The sequence below is a fragment of the Infirmifilum lucidum genome, from assembly GCF_014876775.1.
Taxonomy (GTDB): domain Archaea; phylum Thermoproteota; class Thermoprotei; order Thermofilales; family Thermofilaceae; genus Thermofilum; species Thermofilum lucidum.
Genome location: NZ_CP062310.1, coordinates 998717 through 1018541 on the forward strand (window position 1 = coordinate 998717; position 19825 = coordinate 1018541).

Annotated in this window: 26 protein-coding genes; 18 read left to right on the forward strand and 8 right to left on the reverse strand. The window is 48.7% G+C overall.

What is annotated here, in order from left to right; genetic code table 11:
• The first annotated feature begins 1 nt into the window (after position 1).
• The 5 genes from IG193_RS05630 to IG193_RS05650 all read left to right on the forward strand — a co-directional run bounded on the left by IG193_RS05630 (position 2) and on the right by IG193_RS05650 (position 3724).
• On the forward strand, positions 2-967 hold the full coding sequence (locus IG193_RS05630) for a translation initiation factor eIF-2B (protein WP_192818222.1): 966 nt from the start codon (positions 2-4) through the stop codon (positions 965-967).
• A complete protein-coding gene (locus IG193_RS05635) occupies positions 957-1940 on the forward strand; it encodes a ribose 1,5-bisphosphate isomerase (RefSeq protein WP_192818223.1) in 984 nt (327 codons plus the stop codon). Before IG193_RS05630 ends, IG193_RS05635 begins: the two co-directional genes overlap by 11 nt.
• A 115-nt stretch (positions 1941-2055) precedes the next feature.
• Positions 2056-2631: a phosphoribosyltransferase gene (locus IG193_RS05640; RefSeq protein WP_192818224.1), complete on the forward strand. Its 576-nt coding sequence runs from the start codon at positions 2056-2058 to the stop codon at positions 2629-2631.
• A gap of 79 nt (positions 2632-2710) precedes the next feature.
• Positions 2711-3256, forward strand: a complete 546-nt coding sequence (locus tag IG193_RS05645) for a DNA replication complex subunit Gins51 (RefSeq protein ID WP_192818225.1) — start codon at positions 2711-2713, stop codon at positions 3254-3256.
• 33 nt (positions 3257-3289) lie between these two features.
• Positions 3290-3724: a translation initiation factor IF-2 subunit beta gene (locus tag IG193_RS05650; protein ID WP_192818226.1), complete on the forward strand. Its 435-nt coding sequence runs from the start codon at positions 3290-3292 to the stop codon at positions 3722-3724.
• Here the strand turns inward: IG193_RS05650 and IG193_RS05655 are convergent.
• Genes IG193_RS05655 through IG193_RS05665 form a run of 3 tightly spaced genes read right to left on the reverse strand, consistent with a single transcriptional unit; the run spans position 3721 to position 6711 of the window.
• Positions 3721-4767: an NOG1 family protein gene (locus IG193_RS05655; RefSeq protein ID WP_192818227.1), complete on the reverse strand. Its 1047-nt coding sequence runs from the start codon at positions 4765-4767 to the stop codon at positions 3721-3723. The two genes, IG193_RS05650 and IG193_RS05655, sit on opposite strands and share 4 nt — an antisense overlap.
• 16 nt (positions 4768-4783) lie before the next feature.
• Positions 4784-5485 carry a fibrillarin-like rRNA/tRNA 2'-O-methyltransferase gene (locus tag IG193_RS05660; protein WP_192818228.1) on the reverse strand — a complete coding sequence of 234 codons (702 nt, stop codon included), beginning with the start codon at positions 5483-5485 and terminating at the stop codon, positions 4784-4786.
• Complete coding sequence (locus IG193_RS05665) at positions 5482-6711, reverse strand: C/D box methylation guide ribonucleoprotein complex aNOP56 subunit (protein ID WP_192818229.1); 1230 nt, start codon at positions 6709-6711, stop codon at positions 5482-5484. The genes IG193_RS05660 and IG193_RS05665 overlap by 4 nt, the downstream gene beginning before the upstream one ends.
• A 185-nt stretch (positions 6712-6896) precedes the next feature.
• On the opposite strand from IG193_RS05665, the gene IG193_RS05670 reads away from it, so the two are divergent.
• The 4 genes from IG193_RS05670 to IG193_RS05685 all read left to right on the forward strand — a co-directional run bounded on the left by IG193_RS05670 (position 6897) and on the right by IG193_RS05685 (position 9878).
• Positions 6897-7181, forward strand: a complete 285-nt coding sequence (locus IG193_RS05670) for an H/ACA ribonucleoprotein complex subunit GAR1 (protein ID WP_192818230.1) — start codon at positions 6897-6899, stop codon at positions 7179-7181.
• Entirely contained in the window at positions 7168-8040 is an 873-nt protein-coding gene (locus IG193_RS05675; RefSeq protein WP_192818231.1) for a transcription initiation factor IIB family protein, read from the forward strand. Before IG193_RS05670 ends, IG193_RS05675 begins: the two co-directional genes overlap by 14 nt.
• A gap of 104 nt (positions 8041-8144) precedes the next feature.
• Complete coding sequence (locus IG193_RS05680; RefSeq protein WP_192818232.1) at positions 8145-9098, forward strand: coiled-coil protein; 954 nt, start codon at positions 8145-8147, stop codon at positions 9096-9098.
• Positions 9099-9167: 69 nt separating this feature from the next.
• Positions 9168-9878: an orotidine 5'-phosphate decarboxylase / HUMPS family protein gene (locus IG193_RS05685; RefSeq protein ID WP_192818233.1), complete on the forward strand. Its 711-nt coding sequence runs from the start codon at positions 9168-9170 to the stop codon at positions 9876-9878.
• Here the strand turns inward: IG193_RS05685 and IG193_RS05690 are convergent, their stop codons facing one another.
• Positions 9879-10661, reverse strand: a complete 783-nt coding sequence (locus tag IG193_RS05690) for an ATP/GTP-binding protein (RefSeq protein WP_192818234.1) — start codon at positions 10659-10661, stop codon at positions 9879-9881. It lies immediately after the preceding gene.
• Positions 10662-10735: 74 nt separating this feature from the next.
• Between IG193_RS05690 and IG193_RS05695 the strand changes: the two genes are divergently transcribed.
• The 4 genes from IG193_RS05695 to IG193_RS05710 are packed head-to-tail and all read left to right on the forward strand — an operon-like array spanning position 10736 to position 13812.
• On the forward strand, positions 10736-11149 hold the full coding sequence (locus IG193_RS05695) for a helix-turn-helix transcriptional regulator (protein ID WP_192818235.1): 414 nt from the start codon (positions 10736-10738) through the stop codon (positions 11147-11149).
• Complete coding sequence (gene thpR / locus IG193_RS05700) at positions 11142-11708, forward strand: RNA 2',3'-cyclic phosphodiesterase (protein ID WP_192818236.1); 567 nt, start codon at positions 11142-11144, stop codon at positions 11706-11708. The genes IG193_RS05695 and thpR overlap by 8 nt, the downstream gene beginning before the upstream one ends.
• 14 nt (positions 11709-11722) lie before the next feature.
• Entirely contained in the window at positions 11723-13117 is a 1395-nt protein-coding gene (gene cca / locus IG193_RS05705) for a CCA tRNA nucleotidyltransferase (RefSeq protein ID WP_192818237.1), read from the forward strand.
• On the forward strand, positions 13093-13812 hold the full coding sequence (locus tag IG193_RS05710; RefSeq protein WP_218042121.1) for a hypothetical protein: 720 nt from the start codon (positions 13093-13095) through the stop codon (positions 13810-13812). Before cca ends, IG193_RS05710 begins: the two co-directional genes overlap by 25 nt.
• A 14-nt stretch (positions 13813-13826) precedes the next feature.
• On the opposite strand, the gene IG193_RS05715 is transcribed toward IG193_RS05710, so the two are convergent.
• Complete coding sequence (locus IG193_RS05715; RefSeq protein WP_192818239.1) at positions 13827-14291, reverse strand: Lrp/AsnC family transcriptional regulator; 465 nt, start codon at positions 14289-14291, stop codon at positions 13827-13829.
• Between the two features lie 195 nt (positions 14292-14486).
• On the opposite strand from IG193_RS05715, the gene IG193_RS05720 reads away from it, so the two are divergent.
• The 3 genes from IG193_RS05720 to IG193_RS05730 are packed head-to-tail and all read left to right on the forward strand — an operon-like array spanning position 14487 to position 15611.
• The gene (locus IG193_RS05720; protein ID WP_192818240.1) at positions 14487-14972 is read left to right on the forward strand and encodes an SAM-dependent methyltransferase; all 486 of its coding nucleotides are present in this window, start codon (positions 14487-14489) and stop codon (positions 14970-14972) included.
• Position 14973: 1 nt separating this feature from the next.
• Positions 14974-15261 carry an RpoL/Rpb11 RNA polymerase subunit family protein gene (locus tag IG193_RS05725; protein WP_192818241.1) on the forward strand — a complete coding sequence of 96 codons (288 nt, stop codon included), beginning with the start codon at positions 14974-14976 and terminating at the stop codon, positions 15259-15261.
• An 8-nt stretch (positions 15262-15269) separates the two neighbouring features.
• Entirely contained in the window at positions 15270-15611 is a 342-nt protein-coding gene (locus IG193_RS05730) for a ribonuclease III family protein (protein ID WP_225876126.1), read from the forward strand.
• On the opposite strand, the gene IG193_RS05735 is transcribed toward IG193_RS05730, so the two are convergent.
• Positions 15588-15746, reverse strand: a complete 159-nt coding sequence (locus IG193_RS05735) for a 30S ribosomal protein S30e (protein WP_192818243.1) — start codon at positions 15744-15746, stop codon at positions 15588-15590. The two genes, IG193_RS05730 and IG193_RS05735, sit on opposite strands and share 24 nt — an antisense overlap.
• A gap of 100 nt (positions 15747-15846) precedes the next feature.
• Between IG193_RS05735 and gatD the strand changes: the two genes are divergently transcribed.
• Both gatD and gatE read left to right on the forward strand, forming a co-directional pair.
• A complete protein-coding gene (gene gatD, locus IG193_RS05740; RefSeq protein ID WP_192818244.1) occupies positions 15847-17190 on the forward strand; it encodes a Glu-tRNA(Gln) amidotransferase subunit GatD in 1344 nt (447 codons plus the stop codon).
• Positions 17190-19091 carry a Glu-tRNA(Gln) amidotransferase subunit GatE gene (gene gatE / locus IG193_RS05745; RefSeq protein ID WP_225876053.1) on the forward strand — a complete coding sequence of 634 codons (1902 nt, stop codon included), beginning with the start codon at positions 17190-17192 and terminating at the stop codon, positions 19089-19091. The genes gatD and gatE overlap by 1 nt, the downstream gene beginning before the upstream one ends.
• Here gatE and IG193_RS05750 read toward each other — a convergent pair.
• Entirely contained in the window at positions 19078-19380 is a 303-nt protein-coding gene (locus IG193_RS05750) for a signal recognition particle subunit SRP19/SEC65 family protein (RefSeq protein ID WP_192818245.1), read from the reverse strand. The two genes, gatE and IG193_RS05750, sit on opposite strands and share 14 nt — an antisense overlap.
• Complete coding sequence (locus IG193_RS05755; RefSeq protein WP_404813146.1) at positions 19377-19769, reverse strand: 30S ribosomal protein S8e; 393 nt, start codon at positions 19767-19769, stop codon at positions 19377-19379. Before IG193_RS05755 ends, IG193_RS05750 begins: the two co-directional genes overlap by 4 nt.
• Positions 19770-19825 lie beyond the last annotated feature (56 nt).

Genomic DNA, 19825 nt, shown 5'->3' on the forward strand with positions numbered 1-19825 from the left:
CATGACCAGCGAAGAAGTTATCGAAAACATTAGAACAGGCAGAATTCACGGTTCAACAGAGGTTGTTTTCTATGCGCTAGACCAGATGTTAGAGGTGCTTAGGCGAGAAAGAAGACCTGACAGGTTTGCCCAGTTCGCATTACTCGTTGTAAAAGCGCGCCCGACGTCGGCTCTGCTTATGAATGCCGTCCGCGAAGTATCAAAACTTGTTCTAGACTCCCAGGGAGAGCCTATAGATGCGATTGTAGAGAAGGTTTCTAAAAAAGTAGAGGAGCTCAAGAGTAGGATAAGGAATGCCATCGAAGAAGCATCTTCAATCGCCGAGAAACGAATCGAGTCCGGCGATACCATCTTGACGGCCTCGTATAGCGTCTTCGTTAGGAAGTCTGTTGAGAAGGCCCTCAGGAGGGGGAAGGATATTAAGGTAATTGTGACAGAGTCGAGACCTGGGGGCGAGGGGGTCAGGCTTGCCTCTGAGCTTGCGGGCTTGGGTTGCGATGTGACTTTAATCGTCGACTCTGCGGTGCGTTTTGTGATGAAGAATGTGGACAAAGTTCTGCTAGGCTCTGAGAGTGTAACTGCTAACGGCGCGAATGTTAATAAGGTCGGGTCGAGCCAGATGGCCCTTGCGGCGCACGAGGCGCGCGTGAGAGTATTCGTTGTCACATCTATTCTCAAGTTCAGCCCGGAAACTCTTGTGGGTGAAATTGTCGAAATACCGGAGGCAGACACGCAAGAGATTAAAAGCCAATTAGAGCAGAAGGGAATAAAGGGCGTTAAGGTAAGAGCCCCTCTTTTCGACGTCACTCCGCCTGAATATATTGACGCAATAATAACGGAGAAGGGGCTTGTAGCCCCGTCCTTTGTAATAATGACCGTACGGGACTTGTACGGTTGGCCGCCTAAGCTGGTTCCACTAGAGGGCATGCTTCACAAGCTATCCATGGTTGAGGGGTATGACGGGTAAACCGATTCCTGAGGAGGTTGTGCAGATTGCCAGCGACATTAAGAACATGAGGATACGAGGTGCTGGCAGGATTGCCAGGGCTGGCGCTCTAGCGTTGCGTATCGCGGCCGAGAAATATACTGGCCAGAACCTGGATGACTTCAAGGAGTATATAAGAATTGTAGCTGATTACGTAGTCAAAACACGACCGACAGCCGTCTCCCTGCCAAATGCCGTCAGTTACGTTGTCTCTCCACTACTTAGAGCCGATAGCATCCGGGATGTAGAGGAGGCGAAGAGGATGATTATTGAGAACGCCGAGAAGTTCATGGACTACTCCGAGAGGGCAGTGGAGAGAATCGCGGAGATTGGTAGCAGGCTACTACGGGATGGAGATACTGTGCTAACGCACTGTAATAGTCAAGTTGTTGTGTCGGTAATTAAAGCAGCGGTAAAGCAGGGTAAGAGTGTAGAGGTCATAGCTACAGAAACTCGACCACTCTTCCAGGGGCACATAACAATCAAGATGTTGTTAGATGCTGGCGTAGATGCCGTAACGCTGGTGCCGGATTCTGCTGTGAGAAGCGTCATCAAGGACGTAGACAAGGTAATTGTTGGGGCAGACACCGTAACCGCGAATGGTGCTGTAGTAAATAAGGTTGGGACGAGCCTGATAGCTTTAATAGCCCGCGAACGGGGAATAGACTTCTACGTGGCCACCGAGACCTACAAGTTCAGCCCCTACACGGTGTGGGGCGAGCTAGTAGTCATCGAAGAAAGAACACCCACGGAAGTCTTGCCCGAGGACGTCATTGCGAAGAACCCCTACCTAAAGGTGTTCAACCCCTCATTCGATGTAACACCTCCGTACCTGGTGACGGCGATAATCACGGAAATAGGTCTAATACCGCCGCAAGCATCCCTACTAGTACTAGAGGAATTGTACGGCAGAGGAGCTATCCATGACACGATTCAAACCGTAGAAGAAGAGTAGAGAGTGCTCCGTGGGGAGTCTTTTATCCTCTACTCTCTTCTGGACAGCTCCCAACGGGGGTCTAGCTCTGAGGGGGGAGGGTAAAATCTATGTTTGTGAACTGCTTCGTTGAATCATGGCCGGTAATGCTTCATTAAAGCTCCGCAGGATCACCTGGGGCGATCTCTTCAACGATACTCTAGAGCTCGCGAGGCAAATAATTGCGAGCGGATACCACCCGGAGCTCCTGTTAGTTGTCGCGAGAGGCGGGTTGGTTGTGGGCAGGATACTCTCGGATTTACTATCAGTACGTGATATCGCGAACGTCTCTGTAAAGTTCTACAAGGGTGTAGGCCTAGCCTCGGATAAACCCGTTATAGCGGAGGGCTTAAACCCTGGCCTCGTAGCCGGCAAGGCAGTACTCGTGGTTGATGACATCGTTGACAGTGGCTCTACTCTGCAGGCTGTTCTAGAACATCTCTCATCTAACGAGCCACGTGGCGTAAAGAGTGCAGCTCTCTACGTTAAGCCCTGGGCGAAGATCTACCCAGACTTCTATGTGCGCACCGTGGAGGAGTGGATAGTTTTCCCATACGAAATACGCGAGACTCTTGAGAGCATACCAAGTGGTTATGAGGACGCATTGGGCATAGACCCTAGAGTTCTCGAGGAGATCCGGGACATAATAAGGAAGAAGAGCGTGGACTCTTGAAGCACAACCGATAAATCTCTGTTTTCGTGTTATAGCACGTTGGCTTCGTGATAGACTATAGTGTGGTAACGGTGACCGCATGGACTATGCAATAATCTACATGAAATTTACACGCGAAATGTTGAACAACGACCTGGAGCCATTAGAAGAGAACTTCTACGAGAGTGTTATCGAGAGCGTGCGCCGCGAGGGAGCATCGGGGACTATTACTAGGAGTGTCCTGGCGACCTTAAGGTCTCTTTTCCTTATGAGGCTTGCGAAAGAGTTGAGGCTTGTTTATACAGGTGCTCTTAAGCATGAGGAAATACACTCACTTCCACGGCTCGAGAGAGAAATCTTGGAGAGAGTGTTTTCGACAATCGAGGCTTTCGAGAGAGGCTCTCATCGTTCTCAGGAACCCGTTAGCCCGGATCTCATGAAGCCGGATTTAAGCGCAGAGGCAAAATCCGAGAATGTGCAGGAAGAGAAAACACTCGTATTCTTCCTGAAGCCATACCCGAAAATATTAGATCGCGGCTTAAACCTCGGGCCATTTAATAAGGGAGACGTGGCGTACCTGCCTAGGAGATTGGCTATAGATCTGGTGAATTCAGGCTATGTAGAAGAGATACCAAGAAAAGAATAACATTTATCAGGTAAGACATACTTGATACCGACAATGACGACCCTTGGAGAAGATTTCCCTACATATGACGACCTCATTGAGCGGGCATACAAGATGCTACCGAAGCGCAGGCCTAGAAGTTCTGGAGAGAGATTCGTTCTGCCGAGGTTCGAGGTAACAATAACTGGGAAGAGGGTTTACATAACAAACTTCAAGAGCGTAGCTGACCTTTTAAATAGGGAACCTCACATTCTCCTGCGCTTTATACTCAAGGAGACCGCGCTCCCGGGCTACTATGAAGAGAACGTAGCAGTAATCCAGGGCGAGGTCTCTCCCCAGCTTCTCAACAAGCTACTTGAAAGGTTTTTTAACGACTACGTGAAATGCCCCGTGTGCGGTAGTGCAGATACGATGCTAATCAAAGAGAAAAAACTACTGTCGATAAAATGTATGGCCTGTGGTGCGTTTTCCCCAGTGAAACCTTTCTAGCTCCCTAGCTCCTTCTTCTGGCTACTCTGGGCTTCCTCTCTAAAAACTTTCTCGATTACGCTCTCGAGTAGGTTCAGGTTTAACTTCTTATCGGCTGATATGTACACGATGTCCGAGCCCCCAAAAAATTTTCTAGCATTATCCAAGTGTTCTTGTGTTGCCAAGTCTATCTTGTTAACCACCTTGACTACCTGAGTGTCAGAGAAACTGGAGACTATTTGATCAAAAACTGTCTTCTGGAACTCCAGGGGAAAGCCGCAGGTCTCCGTCGGGTCTATTACGAAGATTATCAGGGATGCTAGGTGCCTCATAGCGAGAATTGCCTGCCTCTCGATTCTGTTTTTGTCTTCAAGGGGGGTATCCAAGAGGCCGGGTGTGTCTATTAACTGCACTCTCAGATCCCCGCGCTCAAATATGCCTATTATGAGTTCCCTGGTCGTAAAGGGGTACGGACTCACCTTAGGTTTCGCTCTAGTGAGCGCGCGCAGCACGGTTGATTTGCCGACGTTGGGCGCGCCTGCTATCACCGCTGCCGGGAGCTCCGTGTCGACTTCTGGGAGCCTTAGAAAGGCTTCTTGAAAAGATCTAACCTTCTTCAGGCACTCGGTCAATGTTTCAAGAACCGAGAATATCCTGCCAAAGAAAGTTCTTCTAGCAGTGAGGGTTTCTCTTATTCCGCTCGCCGTTTTTATCCTCTTTCTTGACTCATGGTATATTTTTCCGATAATTCTCCTGGACGAGTTGAGTCGAGAAAGACACACCTTATATTCGTCTACGTTGATATTCAAGAGCAGTAAGTCGCGGAAAAGTGGGTGGAGGTTCTCGATGAAAGGGCTGGTTTCGACGACTTTTCTCAAGTGGTTCTCCAAGACTTTATAAGCCCTGTCTATGCACTTCAGCGTGTCTTCTCTAATAGCTTCGAGCTTCCTCCTGTATCGAGAGGGTGGAGGGCGTTTCTTGCAAGCCTCAACAGCTCTCTCAAAGAGTACTCCACTATCCGGAATCGCAAGTACGAGTTCTCTCTTCAGTTGCTCGATGTTCACTCGGGTTCACGGCTCTTCAGGTCTTCTGGGCCACGACGAACGCGTGCGCTTCGTCATATGGCTCTAGGTGTAGGGCCTCCCTCACCTTATATCCACGTTGTTCAAGCTCGTTCATCTCCCTCTTGTAGGTCTCGGACGGAGCCTTAGTTACGTCTATGCTCATTGCTTTTATAGCCATCATTATCCAGCCACCTTTCTTTAGAAACATGTCAGCATTATCGGCGACATACTTGCTCTGGAATGGTTGCGCGATGTCTGCGTATATAACGTCTACTGCTTCAACTATATGGGCGTACTTGGAGGGAAACCTGGCATCTGCAAGGAGCGGTACTACGTTGGTTCTGTATGCCGCAACCTTTTCGATGAACTCTCTCATTACTCTAGGGGCAAACTCGACTCCGTAAAGTATGCCGGAAGGTCCAAGGATATCTGATACGTGGCTGGGTGTTGTCCCGGACGCTACGCCTAAGTACAGGACTTTTATGCCCGGTTTAATCGGGTTGGTCTTTAGGCCTTTTAAAATTGCTCCAGCTAATTTGCTCCTGTAAGGGTTCCAGATTCTATACTCCTTGCCACCAATGTTGACAAGCTGCTCCCCATATACCTTGATGCCAGGTGCCATATTGACCGTTGCAAGTCTCTCGCTTCCATCCTCGAACTCGACCACGTAGACTTGTGGGAATGCCTCATGTTCTCTTACTCTTAAAGCCCTAATCATCTCTTTTCACCTCTGAACTTTTTTCCACCCTTTTTTGCTTTTACTGCTCTCTCAGGTTTAACTGGAGGCTTCGCGTATAACGTTTTTATCTCCTCAACTCTCTTTTCAAGATCCTCTCTAAGTTCGTCGGCCCGGTATTCGCCGGAGAAAGCATCTATGCGTGCAGCTATTGCTAGTTTAGCGGCTAAAGCCCGTGCGATCTTCCCCCTCTGCCACTTGGGAGACCTGTGTATCAAGGGGTGCTGGAATATCACACCGTGTTTAGGCGGCTTAGCACCGTACCGTAGCGCCCTGAACAGGGCTTTCTCGGCCCCTAGGACTTGAATAGTGCTGGCTGGGAGCTTAGCAAGTTTGTCGAGACCACCGGCAAGAGCTATAAGCCTAGCACCAAGCAATGACCCAACAAGGCCTCTGATGTTTGGAGCAACCTCGTACATCGCTTCGTCGATGTACTTCTCCAGGCTGCGTCTGATAGAGTAGAGCCGGAGTCCGGTATCAGATATAAGACGTATCGCTTCGAGGTCAAACTCCGTCAAGTCTGCCCCCATGCTCGACTGAGCAGCCTTTACTATTTTCTCAGCCACATCATCCTTTATACCCAGTTCCTTTAGCCTCTCCTTGGTCATCTTACTCCTAAAGCCAATGTTACTCACAACCTTGAAATAGTCCTCATGCTCTTCTACTAGCTCGTCGAGCTCTGGGAAATGTAGGCTGTACCACTCCCGCACTCTCGATGCGAATAAATTTATTGTCTTGTTTACGTCGTCCAGAGCGTTTATAGCCTGTGCAACGAATAGATCCCTCTTCTCGGCCACTTCTTTGACCTTCAGTCGAGTTAGCTGGAGCATTAGTTCATGTACCAGGCTATAATATTCCTGGGGTTTTACCCCAACTGTCTTTTCAATAATAGAGGTTAAGTTCTCTCTAGCCTTTAATATTGCGTCGCCCCTGGTAGCTGACTCAACGCGGGCATCCTTAAGATTATTTGAAATAAACCTACCCAGGTCATTATCCTCCACGACGAGCTCGTCTTCTTTCTTGATGTTGCTGGCTATGAATTCTAGGATTTTCTCGGAGAGTCTCCCTTGCTCCATGTCGTAGAGAAGCCTAACGTGTTCTTCCCGCGACATGCTGTCTCTATATAACTTGTAGAAAGCTATCGGCTCTCCGTGCTCGTCGAGAATGTACACAGCTAGGGGAGTTATGAATAAGTATTTCTTGGCCATACCTAACCAAGGAGATAGTGCTCAGCTCAACTTTATATTCTTAGTTATGTGGTTGATTAGGCTGTTAACTACTATGTATGGGCGTAGGACTCCCCCATCCTGCTTTCCAGGTTCTTTCCCTGTCGGCTGACCCTTCGGCGAAATTGATTTATGTCTGAACAGCATGTCATAGAGAAGACATTCTTATGCGACCAATCGGTAAGGTAAGGCTCTTCACGCGAAACAAGAATCTCTTGGTTGAAGCCGGAGAAGTTCCCGAAATTGGTGAAAAAGTATACGACGAGAAAATGGCCGTGGTAGGCTATGTCTACGACGTTATAGGACCAGTTAGCGCTCCATTTGTTCTCGTCAAGGTCGACGAGAGCCGCTGGAAGCCTGAGGCCTTTATAGGCAAAATCCTCTACTGGAAGGGGAGCCCCCGACGCAATGGTAAGAAGAAGAGAGGCGTAAAAACACATGTCGGAAGGTAAGTGCCCGAACTGTGGGTCAACAGTCCCTCCCATGCTTAACATAGAGACAGGCGAGTACTTCTGCCCTGTTTGCGGCTATGTGTATGGGCCAATAGCTGAGCCTCTAAAGCCGAGGTCTCAGGAAGAGTACCGCAAGAAGATACACAGCGAGAGAATGCCCAAGAACCCTGATACGACACCAAAGTTGGTTATTCGCAAACACCTCGCTGGGAGCAGGAAGCTGTTGCAAGAGTCCAGCAAAACTGGGAAGTATGAGACCTACCTGTTGCAGGTTCAAAGAGAGTTCAACATACCAGGCTATGTTATAGCAGAAGTGAAGAGTGAGTTTGAAAAAATTAGGAAAGCCGGGGGGTTGAAGGGTAGGAGCCATAGGCTAGTAATTGCAACGCTTCTCTTCCACGTATCGAAGAGATACCCTAATGTTAACTTTACTAGGGAGCAGCTGGAAAAAATAGCTGGCGTAGGCATCAGGCAGGTTTACCGCACATACCGTGTGCTTGTTAAGGAAGGCTATATTGAGGCTACTAACACAGGTGTTGTGCGGAAACCAAGCCAGTACTTACCGTCTATTCTCAGCCGCTTGAAGTTGGAGATCCAAGGTAGGATCGGAGAAAGGGATCATCTGTTCAGTAGCATGCCAGAACACTTACTAGTCAAGTCCGCTGATGCTTTTGCGTCATTGCTTCAGGGGACTAGACCCATAGGAGTTGCCGGTGCTACAGTATATCTCTTTACTAAACTGCTAGGCTATAGACTTAATCAAGATTTTGTTGCAAAAGTAGCCGGTGTATCTCCATTAACCATACGGAGGATTCTGAAGCAAATTACAAGAGAGACTGACTTGACTATCGAAATATAGCGTACCCATATTGTAAAATAATCATTTTTAAGACTATAGCTTTAAATAATGACTAGCATAAGGCTACATGCACGTCTAGTCTACCCTTGATGCACGGTGACCCTATGGCAGTAATTAACGAGGATGTACAAACACTAAGGCAACAGTTTCATGACCTCAGGAATAGGCTTCGAGAGCTCACTGAAAAGATCTCTGAAGTGCGCTCCAATAGGGACGTAGCAAACAGCGAAGTGAAGAAGCTCTCTGCGGAGATAAGAGCGCTCAGAGAGCAACTCCTGCAGATTAGACAGCAAATCTCTCAGCTCGCAGAGAAGAAGAAGGAACTATACGATAAACTCGTCGCAAAACGCGAGGAGCGTAGGAAGCTCATCGACGAGTTAAACAAAACTCGAGAGGAGTTGAGGAAGTTCAACAACGAGTACAAGTCGCTCAGAAGCTTTCTAGGCACTAAGAACTACGATGAAAACGAGCTCAGGAACAAAATTGAACAACTCGAGTGGCAGTACCAGACAATGACCCTGCCCCCTGAGGTTGAAAAAATCCTAATAAACAAGATCCGCAGTCTAGAGTCGATCTACCTCAACGTAAAACACTTAAATGAACTTAGAGCGCGACTTGAAGAGACGAGGCAACGCGTACCTCAGTTGAAGGAGCGGATATCGCGGCTCAGCGAGGAACTCAAACAGATAATAGCCGACTACCTCAGAGTAAAAGAAGAAATGCAAAACTTGAAGGCTCAGCGCGACGAGCTATTCCAGAGGATCCAAAGCCTGAGACAAGAAAGGGATAGCATTAGGGAGAGAGCTAACGCGTACCACCAGGAGCTCCTCTCGCTTCTTCAGGAGGAAAAGTCTCTCAGGGAAGAGTTGGAGAGGGTTTCAGTACTCCTGAAGGCGAAGGAGCTATCACAGCACCTGGAGGAGCGCAAGAAACTGCTCTACGGTAAAGCCTTAGAGGCCTACGAAAAGTACAAGAGGGGAGAGGCGCTATCCCTCGACGAATTTAAGCTACTCTACGAGTTTAACATGCTCGGCAGTGATCTCCAGAAGAGCTCCTAGACACCGTCCCACAATAACAAGTAATAACCTTGATTTCCTAGAGTTTTAAGTTGCATGGGGTGGAATAGAATGCCACGTAGGTATAGTTTACAGATAGCAATCGATGTTGTAGACGAGTCTCAAGCATTGAGAATTGCAGGCATTGTCGGGGATATCTGTCGTAATAGGTTGGTTGAATGTGACAGGCTAATAGTAGAGGCTGGAACCCCCCTAATTAAACTACTTGGCCTGACGATATTGCCGAAGCTCAAATTAGCATCTCCGGGTATACCGCTAGTAGCTGACTTGAAAATAGCGGACGTCGGAAAACTCGAGGCGGGTCTGGCCTACGGTCTCCAGGCGGACAGCGTATCCGTCCTGGCTTTAGCTCCTAGGTCCACTTTGAAATCTGTCCTCGAGACAGGAATCGAGTACGGTAAAGGCGTTGTCGTGGACTTTATAGGCGTCTCAGATCTGAGGACGCGTGCAGAAGTCGTAGTGGGGCTCGTAAGAGAGGTGTCATTCCCAGAGGAAGACCTTGTATTCGAATTTCACCGCGGTATTGACGAGGAAAAAGGGAGGCCAGCAGAAGAGTTCTTCAGGGAGGTCGTGCACGTAGCAGAGTATGTCAGGAAAACTTTACCCAGATCTAAGATAGCCGTCGCGGGTGGGTTAACGCCGCAGTTAAAACAGGAAATTAGAGCACTGCTGGAGGCCGATATATATGTCGTGGGGAGGTACATTACTTCGAGCCCTACAGTTGAACGTATACTAGAGTTCTTTAATGATCGGAATGACTAGCTAGTCTTTGGTCGTATACTCGAAGTCTTCTCCGCCCCTATATATTTGCTGGAGATAGAAGTAAACTGCGTCTAAATTCTGGCTTCTCTTCGCGGAAACCATCACTATTGGTACTAGGTCTAGGAAGTCTAGTACTAACCGCACGACACTCCTCGAGAATTGTACATCGTAGTCCCGCGGGAACCTTGCTATCTCGTTTTCAAGTATCTCTGGGCTTGAAATCCACGCTGATATTCTTTCTCTCTCGGCCTCAGAAAGCACGTCTATTTTATTCAGGAGAATAGTGAGCGGCAGTTTCAGACGGTAAAATACAGAGGCTGCGAGGAAGATCTGCGATACAAAGCTATATGGGTCTGTTGAAAGCGTGGCGTCTAGCAGGAATGCTGTAGCACACTTCCTATCACTTTTACACAACGAACTAACAATGATGCCTCCACTTTGCCTAAACATGAAAAGCTCCATTTGGCCTGGCGTATCTAGCAGAACATACCCCTCCGGTGTACTGTCTATTCCCTTATCTATCGATGGTAGGTGCTCTATCGACATGTCAACCGCAGCAATGATAGCCCCATTAGGGCCAAGTCCGTATTCCTCTAGGACGTCTCTGATGAAAACGTGTTCTCTAATATCTACATCTGGAACGTACTCGAGATTCTCTACTGCAGGATCCAGGTTTACAGTGGAGACTGGCGCCTCTTGGCTCTGGAGCCAGTCGCGGAAGCTAGCTGTAAATGTTGATTTGCCCGACCCAGCGGGCCCGATTATGAAGACTAGCATGCGCATTCTCTCTCCATCTCTTTAGACAGGCAAGTAATAAATTCAGGTTTTTCGTAATGAAGTGATAGGCGGAACGAGAAATGGCGTCGAGGTCCAAGGCCTCACTAAGCGAGGAGAGCATCGAGAAACTGGAGGAAACATCAGTGCAATTTGAACTGCTAGAGAGAAAAGTACTGGAGGCAGTGAAGGAATCCGGAGAGGCAGGAATACTACAGAAGGAGCTATGGAAGAGACTCAGCCTAGATAGTAGGAGGGGGCTTAGAATAATTCGTAAACTAGAAGAACAAGGGTTGATCCTGCGAGAGCAGGTCATCTTACATGGACGTAAAACATACATTGTTAGACCTGCCCTCAAGCTTAAAAAAGAAGTCATAATCCCAGACTTCCTCGACGAGGTTCCGTGCTTCTACTGCCCAAGTCTCGCGAAATGTGCGAGCGGTGAAGTCGACTTCCATAACTGTCCGACCCTGAAGAGGTGGCTCGCTAATGAGTGAGCGCATACTGAGGGTCTTTGTAGCCGTAAAGGTAGACAGGCCTGAAGTAGTAGCGAAGATTAAGGTTTTCCAGGAGGAACTAGAAAGGGCTGGATTAAAGGCTAAGTTCGTAGAGGCCGAAAACCTGCACATAACCTTACAATTCATAGGAGAAATACCACAGGAGAAGGTTCAAAGCATTAAGGTTAAACTGCGTGAAGTGAGGGCTAGCCCATTCGTGATGGAGCTAGAGGGTGTTGGGGCTTTTCCAAGCCTCAAGAATCCTAGGGTTGTCTGGATCGGCGTGAAGAGGGGTGCAGAGGAGCTGTCTCAGCTCGCCCACAAAGTCTCCCAGGCTATACTCGCGACAGGAGTTAGAGTTGAGCGAGAAGAGTTTATACCGCATCTAACAATTGCGCGGGTAAAAGCCCCGCTTAACGGCGAAGCCAGGAGAATAATTGAAGGGAATTCCGCGACACTGTTCGGCGAGCAGGATGTGACGAGATTCTACCTAGTAAAGAGCACTCTCACGCCCCGAGGATCTATATACACAGATCTTGCCGTGTACCAGTTAACATAGGTGTGCTACCTCTAATGACTAGCGCAGGGTGCGTAGAGGGCAACTATCCTGAATGCCTTTTAAAGTACTTCTCAAGACTCGAACCCTCTGAGGAGCAGAGAGAAAAAATCTCAAAAGTTGCAGACCAGGCTATTGGGACTCTACATAAGATAATCGAGTCAAGGGAGCTTCAAAATATAATTCATGAGGTTTCGATACATGGATCCTTTGCCAGGGACACGTGGTTACCCGAGGACGTAGATATCGACATATTTATCTTGTTCGACGAGAGAGTAGGCGTTGAAGATCTACGCAAAATCACCGAGGCTCTAAGCGCCCAGCTCGCGGATAGGCTCGGAGCAGAGCTCGAGACACGCTTTGCCGCTCATCCCTATTTCGTAGTTAAATACCGGGGAGTAGAACTCGAGTTAGTACCAGCTTACAAGGTAGAAAAGCCGGAAGAGATGAAGTCTGCAGTGGATAGAACACCCTTCCACACGGACTATGTTGTCTCCCAACTGCGGAAGAATCCAGGCCTCAAGAGGGATATCCGCATATTTAAGGCCCTACTCCGCCGCCTCAATATCTACGGCGCTGAGGCAGAGGTTAAGGGATTCTCCGGCTACCTCTCAGAAGTCCTTATCATACACTTTGGAGGCCTCACCCCCCTCTTACGGGCTGTTGCTAAGTGGGTTCCGTGGAGAGTCGTTATCCCGGAAAGCGCGCAGAAGCTACGAGGCTCTGCGCCCCTAGTTGTACTCGACCCCGTTGATCCACGCCGTAATGCCGCGGCGGCAGTAGGAGTAGAGCAACTCTCGAAGCTTATAGCATTCGCAAACACATTCACATATAAGCCGGAAATTCTCTGCTGTATTTTAGAAGACTTGGAAGAAGAAGTAGAATATACTCCAGACGGAGATACCCTTATCTTACGATTAAGGGATCACCCTCCTCTCGTCCAGGATGCGCTAGCTGGGAAGATTAGCAGGGTACTTGACTCCGTTACGAATACGTTACAAAGGTACAATTTTAAAGTGTTGAGGAAACTCTACCTCAAATTGGAAGATGAACATCTATTAGTTTTCCAGCTCGAGGCACTCGAGCTCCCAATTTACGAGAAGAAAATAGGCCCACCCGTCTGGCATAAGAACATTATAAATTTCCTCAGTAAGTGGGCATCGAATCTGCCAGCCCCTTTCGTTGAGGGCGACAGAGCAGTAGTTGTGGCGCCTAGAAAAATTCGCAGGGCAATTGACACAGTAAAAGAGGTGTTGAGGGTCTATAGGGGGTTTGAGTGGGAAATACATGACGCCCCCTCCTTCCTAGAGGGGCTTGCACAGGATAAGAAGTACATGCTACTCAAGGCATTAGCGGGGTACGAGCCTTGGATTATATGTTTGAGGAGATGTTTAGGTGGCTCCCCGTCATAGCATATCCTTCCTTTGACAGGAACGCCTTCGCTAGGAGGGTCACGGAGGCGCTATTACTGGGCATTAGACGCTTTCTAGAGGAGGGCCGTGTAGACATACATGGCAGGAGAGTGTTAGGCAAGGGCACAGTGGGTATTGTCGCGAAAGCGGTCTTTGCAGGAGGCCTTCAAGTCGCTGTGAAAATACGGAGAGTAGATGCCTCACGTGAAACTCTGTTGAACGAGGCACGCGTACTGAGCCTCGTTAACAGCCACAATATTGGCCCCCGTCTGAGGGCTTATTCTAGGAACTTCCTCGTGTGGGATTATGTAGATGGAATGTCCCTAGAAGAATGGGCAAGGCTTTCCTCTCGAGAGGAGTTAGAGAAAACACTCCGGCTCGTTCTAGAGCAGCTATGGATACTTGATATACTTGGTGTGGCCCACAACGAGCTCTCGAGATTTAAAGACCACGTGCTTGTTAGGAAGGACGGGGTTCCAGTCATACTTGACTTCGAGTCTGCGTCGAGGGGGAGGTCTCGCTCTAATATTCCGCAATTCCTTAGCTTTCTCCTTAACGAGATGTCTGCGACGTCGAGGCTTATTATCGATAAACTATCCCTCAACCCAGAGCGCGAGAGAATAATATCAACTCTAAGGATGTACAAGAGAGGAGAGGCAGGGATTGATGAAGTGCTGGGCATTCTTGGTCTCTGATCTTTAGCCCCTGGCTACTTTACTGTCTCTATCACAACGTAGGTTCTGGTCTCACGTACGCCATCAAGCGTATTAATCTTGTTTAGAATATCGTCCAGTATTGACTGCGAGACGTGGACGATGACATCAATTTCTCCCGTAACCCTATAGACCTTCTCAACGGGTAGGTCACGAAGAGCAGAGTAAATTTGTAACCTTTTTGTAGGCTCTATCTTTAAGGTGATTATAGCCTCCCCGCTCTGCTTTCCGAGTACTTGCAGTGATTTATCCGTTAAGTCTAGGAACCCTCTTCCCGTTCGCAGGAATCCGAGTTCCCGCAATTTCTTTAGATGTGCGTTTAAAGCCTGCCTAGATATGCCAAGGTCTTTTGCAATCCTGTTCTGCGTCTCCGTTACTGTGAATACCCTCAGAGGCTTGCTCTTTTTGAACAGATACTTCAACAACTCAATCTGTTTCTCGGTTAGTATTTTTGAACTCACACTGAATAAAAGACAAATGTAAAATATATCCTTTTCATCGCTTTTACAAACATACTCTGGCTTAAAAGGCCTGTCTTTACACAGGCATTTCCTTGGCTATGCTTTGCATTTAATGGGGCAGACGAGGGATGAGCCCGATCCGGCTTAGCCTCCTTGCAAATAGTTTTTTATCTGTGAATCTCTTTCCTTAATGCTGTGAGTATAACTGTACCGTTTGTCCCAAGTCCGGTAGAAGTCATAAAGAGAGCTTTCCAAATCGCCGAGCTTAAGCCCGGCGAACTTGTCTTGGATCCCGGCTGTGGAGATGGGCGCTCGTTGGTTATAGCCACAAAGGAATTTGGTGCAAGAGGAGTAGGCATAGAGATAAGGAAAGATCTCCTAGAGACTGCCATGAGGAACATCGTGGCTGCCGGAGTGCAGGACAAGGTGCTACTAATACACGGTAGCTTCTATGATGTGAGTTTTCCTCCGGCGGATGTAGTTTTCCTGTACTTGTTGACTTCTGTCAACGAGCGTCTTAGACCAAAACTTGAGCGGGAGCTCAAGCCGACAACGCGCGTTGTTTCCCATGATTTCGAGGTGACCGGGTGGAAGCCTGTCAAGAGTGTCACGGTAGAGGAGGGCGGGAGGACGCATAAAATCTATTATTATATTGTCGGAGAAAGTAAGAGGGGGGTGTAGTATGCCAGAAGAAGTCACGGTCGTCGTCGAGAGCTTGTCTAAGGATCTACTCGAGGTCAAAATCTCGGGCGAGGGGCACACGCTTCTCAACATGCTCGTAGATGAGTTAAACAAGAACCCTCACGTTATGGCGAGTTACAGGGTAGACCATCCCCTGCTTGGAGTAGCACACCTACTAATCAGTACTGACGGTACGGTTACACCCCTAGAAGCGCTTCGTGCCGCTACAGACTCCCTTAGGAACAAACTCGCGGCTCTACGTGAACAGCTACGAGCCCAAGTGAGCTAACAAAGGTACTGGCTAGCAAGGAGCTCGCCCGTCTCGGCGACGCCTTAGTGAACTTTGTAGTCTCTGCTGCTTTATCTCTGGCGTCGGGGAGAGCCCAGGGAGAAAAAGTTCCGCGCCAGACTCTTAGGGAGGCCTATAGGCTTTCAAAACTGTCTACGACTGCCTTGCCATACCATTGTGATCCGGCAGAGAGCGTAGAAGCGCTTTTAGGCTACGCTTGGATTAGAAAGTGCCTCTCTAGCGAGTTTGCAGTGGAACTCATTTATAACCGGCTGTCCAAGGGAGATGCTTTGGAAAAAGCTTTGGCATTTCTCGTAGACTACGTCCTAAACAGCTGTTTGAGAGGCTGAGGCATACAAGACCCTACGTTTGTAGTTCCTAAAGTTCCGCCTCCGTGGGGTGAGGTTTTTCTTAGGCTTTGGAGGGATTTTCGGGGTAGCATTTCTAACTTTCCCAGCCTTTGTAAGGCTACCGTGGGACGGCATACGTCAAACCCTAGGTGATATCCCGCACCACAAGGTATATAAATGTTTTTCTCAACCCTAAGCCTTTTTATTCTTGCGTCTCCATTAGAAGCGGGTAGCCATGGAGAGTGGGTACAGCCAGAAGTTGAGAGACCTGCTCGCTAGCTCCGGCGTGGGCATTTTTGATATGGTGCTAGTACGATTGAGAGACGGAGTGATGCTGAGAGGTATAATCCTGCCACGCCCACAGGTGGGGGATCAAGGCTCTCTTGTTCTTAAGCTTGACAACGGATATAATGTCGGCATAGCGGCTGAGCGTATACTCGAGATAAAATTACTTGAGAAGGGCGCCAGGGCACAACCCCTAACAGAGAAAACCCACAGCTTAAGGGCTTCTGGGGAGAGCGTGTACTTTATAGGAACTGGTGGTACTATAGCTTCAAGGGTCGATTACGTTACAGGTGCTGTCTACCCCTATTTCTCCGCAGAGGAGCTATACTCGATGATCCCGGAACTGGAGGATATTGCCGTCGTAACGAGCGAAACTCTCTTCAACATCTTCAGCGAAGATATGACCCCGCAGCACTGGTCCACGATAGCCAGGAAAATAGGAGAAGTGTACAAGCTGAAAGCCCCGTCTGGGATAGTTGTCGCGCACGGGACTGACACAATGCACTACTCGGCGTCTGCTATAGCATTCGCTGTGCACCAGGCACCAGGTTCAATCGTCTTCACGGGCGCTCAGAGGTCGTCAGATAGGCCCTCGAGCGACTCTGCCCTTAACGTCGTCGGGGCAGCTCTTACAGCGGTTAAGGCTCCTTTCGCGGAGTCGGTCATAGCAATGCACGGGTCTGTGAACGACGACATACTTCTTGTTCACCGCGGCGTCAGGGCGAGAAAAATGCATACAAGTAGGAGGGACGCTTTTATGAGCATAAATAGCTTGCCTCTAGCCAGGGTAGATCCTTTTACTAGAGAGGTGAAGATGCTACAAAGCGAGTACAAGACTCGTTCTGACTCGGTAGAAATTTACCCCGACTTCAGTCCTAAAGTAGCGTTGGTGAAATTTTATCCCGGAATGGATCCCTCACTTCTCGAATTTTATCGAGAGAAAGGCTACACTGGATTAGTAATCGAGGGGACGGGGCTCGGGCATATAAACAGTAATCTTGTACCTACAATAGGTTCCTTGGTTAGAGACGGGATAATAGTCGTAATTTCGTCCCAATGCCTCTGGGGCTCGGTGAATTTAAATGTCTATAGGACAGGAGTCGAGCTCCTAAAGGCCGGCGCAATCCCTGCTGGGAACATGTTGCCCGAAGTTGCGTACGTCAAGCTGAGCTGGGTTCTCGGACAAACAAGTGACATTGAGGAAGCTCAGAAACTTTTCAAGACTAATATTGCCTATGAACTCTCTGAGAGAGATGAGTATAGACACTACCCGGGAGCTATGGGGTGGTGGTAGTGGACAGCTTGCCAAAGATCAAATGTGGATTGGAAATACACCAGATGCTCGACACTAAGGAAAAGCTTTTCTGCTCCTGTCCAACCGTAATAAGGAAGGATCAGGCTGATTACAGTTTCATGCGCAGGCTACGCCTCGCACGCAGCGAGATAGGCGAGCTAGACCCTGCGGCCCTCTTCGAGTTCGAGAAAGGTCTACACTTCATTTACGAGGGTTACAACGAAAACGTGTGCCTTGTTGAGATGGACGAGGAGCCCCCCCACCAGCCTAACAGAGAGGCCATAGAACTGGCTTTGAAATTCGCGTTGATAGTCAAAGCTCATGTCGTGGACGAGATACACGTTATGAGAAAGATAGTTATCGACGGCTCTAACACGACAGGGTTCCAGAGAACGATGCTCATCGCCATCGGGGGGCGCGTGAATGTGCGCGGGAAAGAGATTCCCATAGAGACAATATGCCTTGAGGAGGACGCGGCCAGGAAGGTTGATGAAGATCCTACGAGGAGGTCAGTAACCTACCGGTTAGATAGGCTCGGGATACCCCTAATCGAAGTAGCGACAGGGCCTGTGATAGAGTCCCCGGAGGAAGCGAGAGAGGTGGCACACTATATAGGACTACTGCTTAGGTCAATGGGACGTGTTAAGAGGGGGTTGGGAACCATAAGGCAGGATTTAAATATCTCAATAGAAGGTGGAGCTAAAGTTGAAATTAAAGGCGTGCAGTACCTTGACCTGATACCTCTTGTCGTTAAGAATGAGGCTAGGAGGCAACAGAGGCTCCTTGAGATAAGGGACGAGCTTAAGAGAAGGGGCTTAAAAGAAGAGGACATACTATTCTCTCCAGTAGACGTGACTGTCGTATTCAGGAATACAAAGTCAAGGGTTGCCAGGAGTGCAATTGAAAAGGGGGGCGTAGCCCTGGCATTAAAACTAAAGGGGTTTAAGGGAATACTAGGAGTAGAACTACAGCCTGGTAGACGCTTTGGCGCCGAACTTGCTGACCGTGCGCGTTACTGGGCTAGGGTCGGCGGAATATTCCATAGTGACGAGTTGCCAGCGTACGGTATATCAATGGAGGAGGTCGAAGAAGTGAAGAGACTTCTGGGGACTGAGGAGAATGATGCCTTCGTACTAGTTTTCGACGAAAAGGAGAAAGCGCTGAAAGCCCTGGAAGCTGTTCATTCCAGAATTATTGAAGCGTTCCACGGTGTCCCGGAAGAAACTCGAGCGGCTAATCCCGACGGTACTACGAGGTTTATGAGGCCTAGGCCCGGGAAGGCCAGAATGTATCCTGAGACAGATGTGAGACCCATTAAGGTCGACGGGAGCCTGTTAGCCAGGCTCGAGAGAGAACTGCCAGAACCCCCCGAGAAGACTCTTGAGAGGCTTAAGAACAAGTACAAACTCTCTGAAGATCTAGCGCAGCAGCTCTTCAACTCCGAGCACCTTTTTCTCTTCGAAGAACTCGTAACGAAAACTGGCGCTTCACCGGTGCTTGTTGCATCAGTCTTAACAAACACTCTGAGAAACCTCAGACGGGAGGGCGTGAATATTGAGAACATTGAAGAGGATCACCTATTCGGCGTGTTCAAAGCCGTTGCCAGCGGGAAAATAGCCAAAGAGGCTATTCCAGATGTTTTAAAGGCTATAGCGGAAAACCCCGAGCTCAGCGTAGAGAGCATACTTAGCAAGCTGTCTCTACAGAGCCTGACTATAAGCGAACTCGAGGAGCTCGTCAGCCAAATAATCTCAGAGCGGAAGCAGTTGGTAGAAGAAAAGGGCGAGAAGGCCTTCAGCCCGATAATGGGTTTAGTCATGGAGAGAGTTAGAGGAAGAATCGATGGGAAAACAGTCGCGGAGGTCGTCAGGAAAAAGCTCCTCGAAGCTATTTCTTCTTAGCACTCCTCCTCAGCTCCACAAGTTTTTCTGCAATCTTCCTAATCACTATGCTCTTCTTCTCAGTTGTTTTTACGAAGATTCTCCCCTCGCTATCGTACCAGTAAGCAGGGAATTTCGCGTTCCTGTCTATGGCGACGTCCTTATACCCCGCTTTTTCAGCGGCCAGCGCCAACTCTTCCACGCGGGGCTTTTCGACGGAGAGGCTCTTTGGAACACGTCTACCTTTATCCCGCGGCTTGGTCGAATCGAAGTAGACTGTCCAAATTATTTTACCGTTTCTACGCTTCATGAGCCTTCAACGAGAACGGCGTTAACTACTCCATCTTGACCAGGCCTTGAAGTAACTACGGCTTTACCTACCTCTGTTTGGATTATTGCCCCACGCGTTACTACCCCTCTCTTAGCAAGATCCCTGTTGGAGGGGTTATCTATGACTTTTAGCACTTTTGCTTTAACGGTTTTCTTTTGACTCGGAATATAAACATTGGCTTCGCTCGCAGTTTTAATCTTGACCTTTACATTCCCGCCTCTTACACGCACTATCTTCGCCTCTGTCTTTTCTCCGAGAGTGGGGTTTAAAGGATGGCGTCCAGTAAGGTACTTCCTCTTTACTTTCACGTGGCGGCCTTTCATACCTCCAGTTATTTTCCTGAGGTCGTTTCCGTGGTAAACACCCATGCCTATCTCCCCAGTCACATTACTCTGACCCCTTTTAAGCCTTTTCAGCCTGGGGG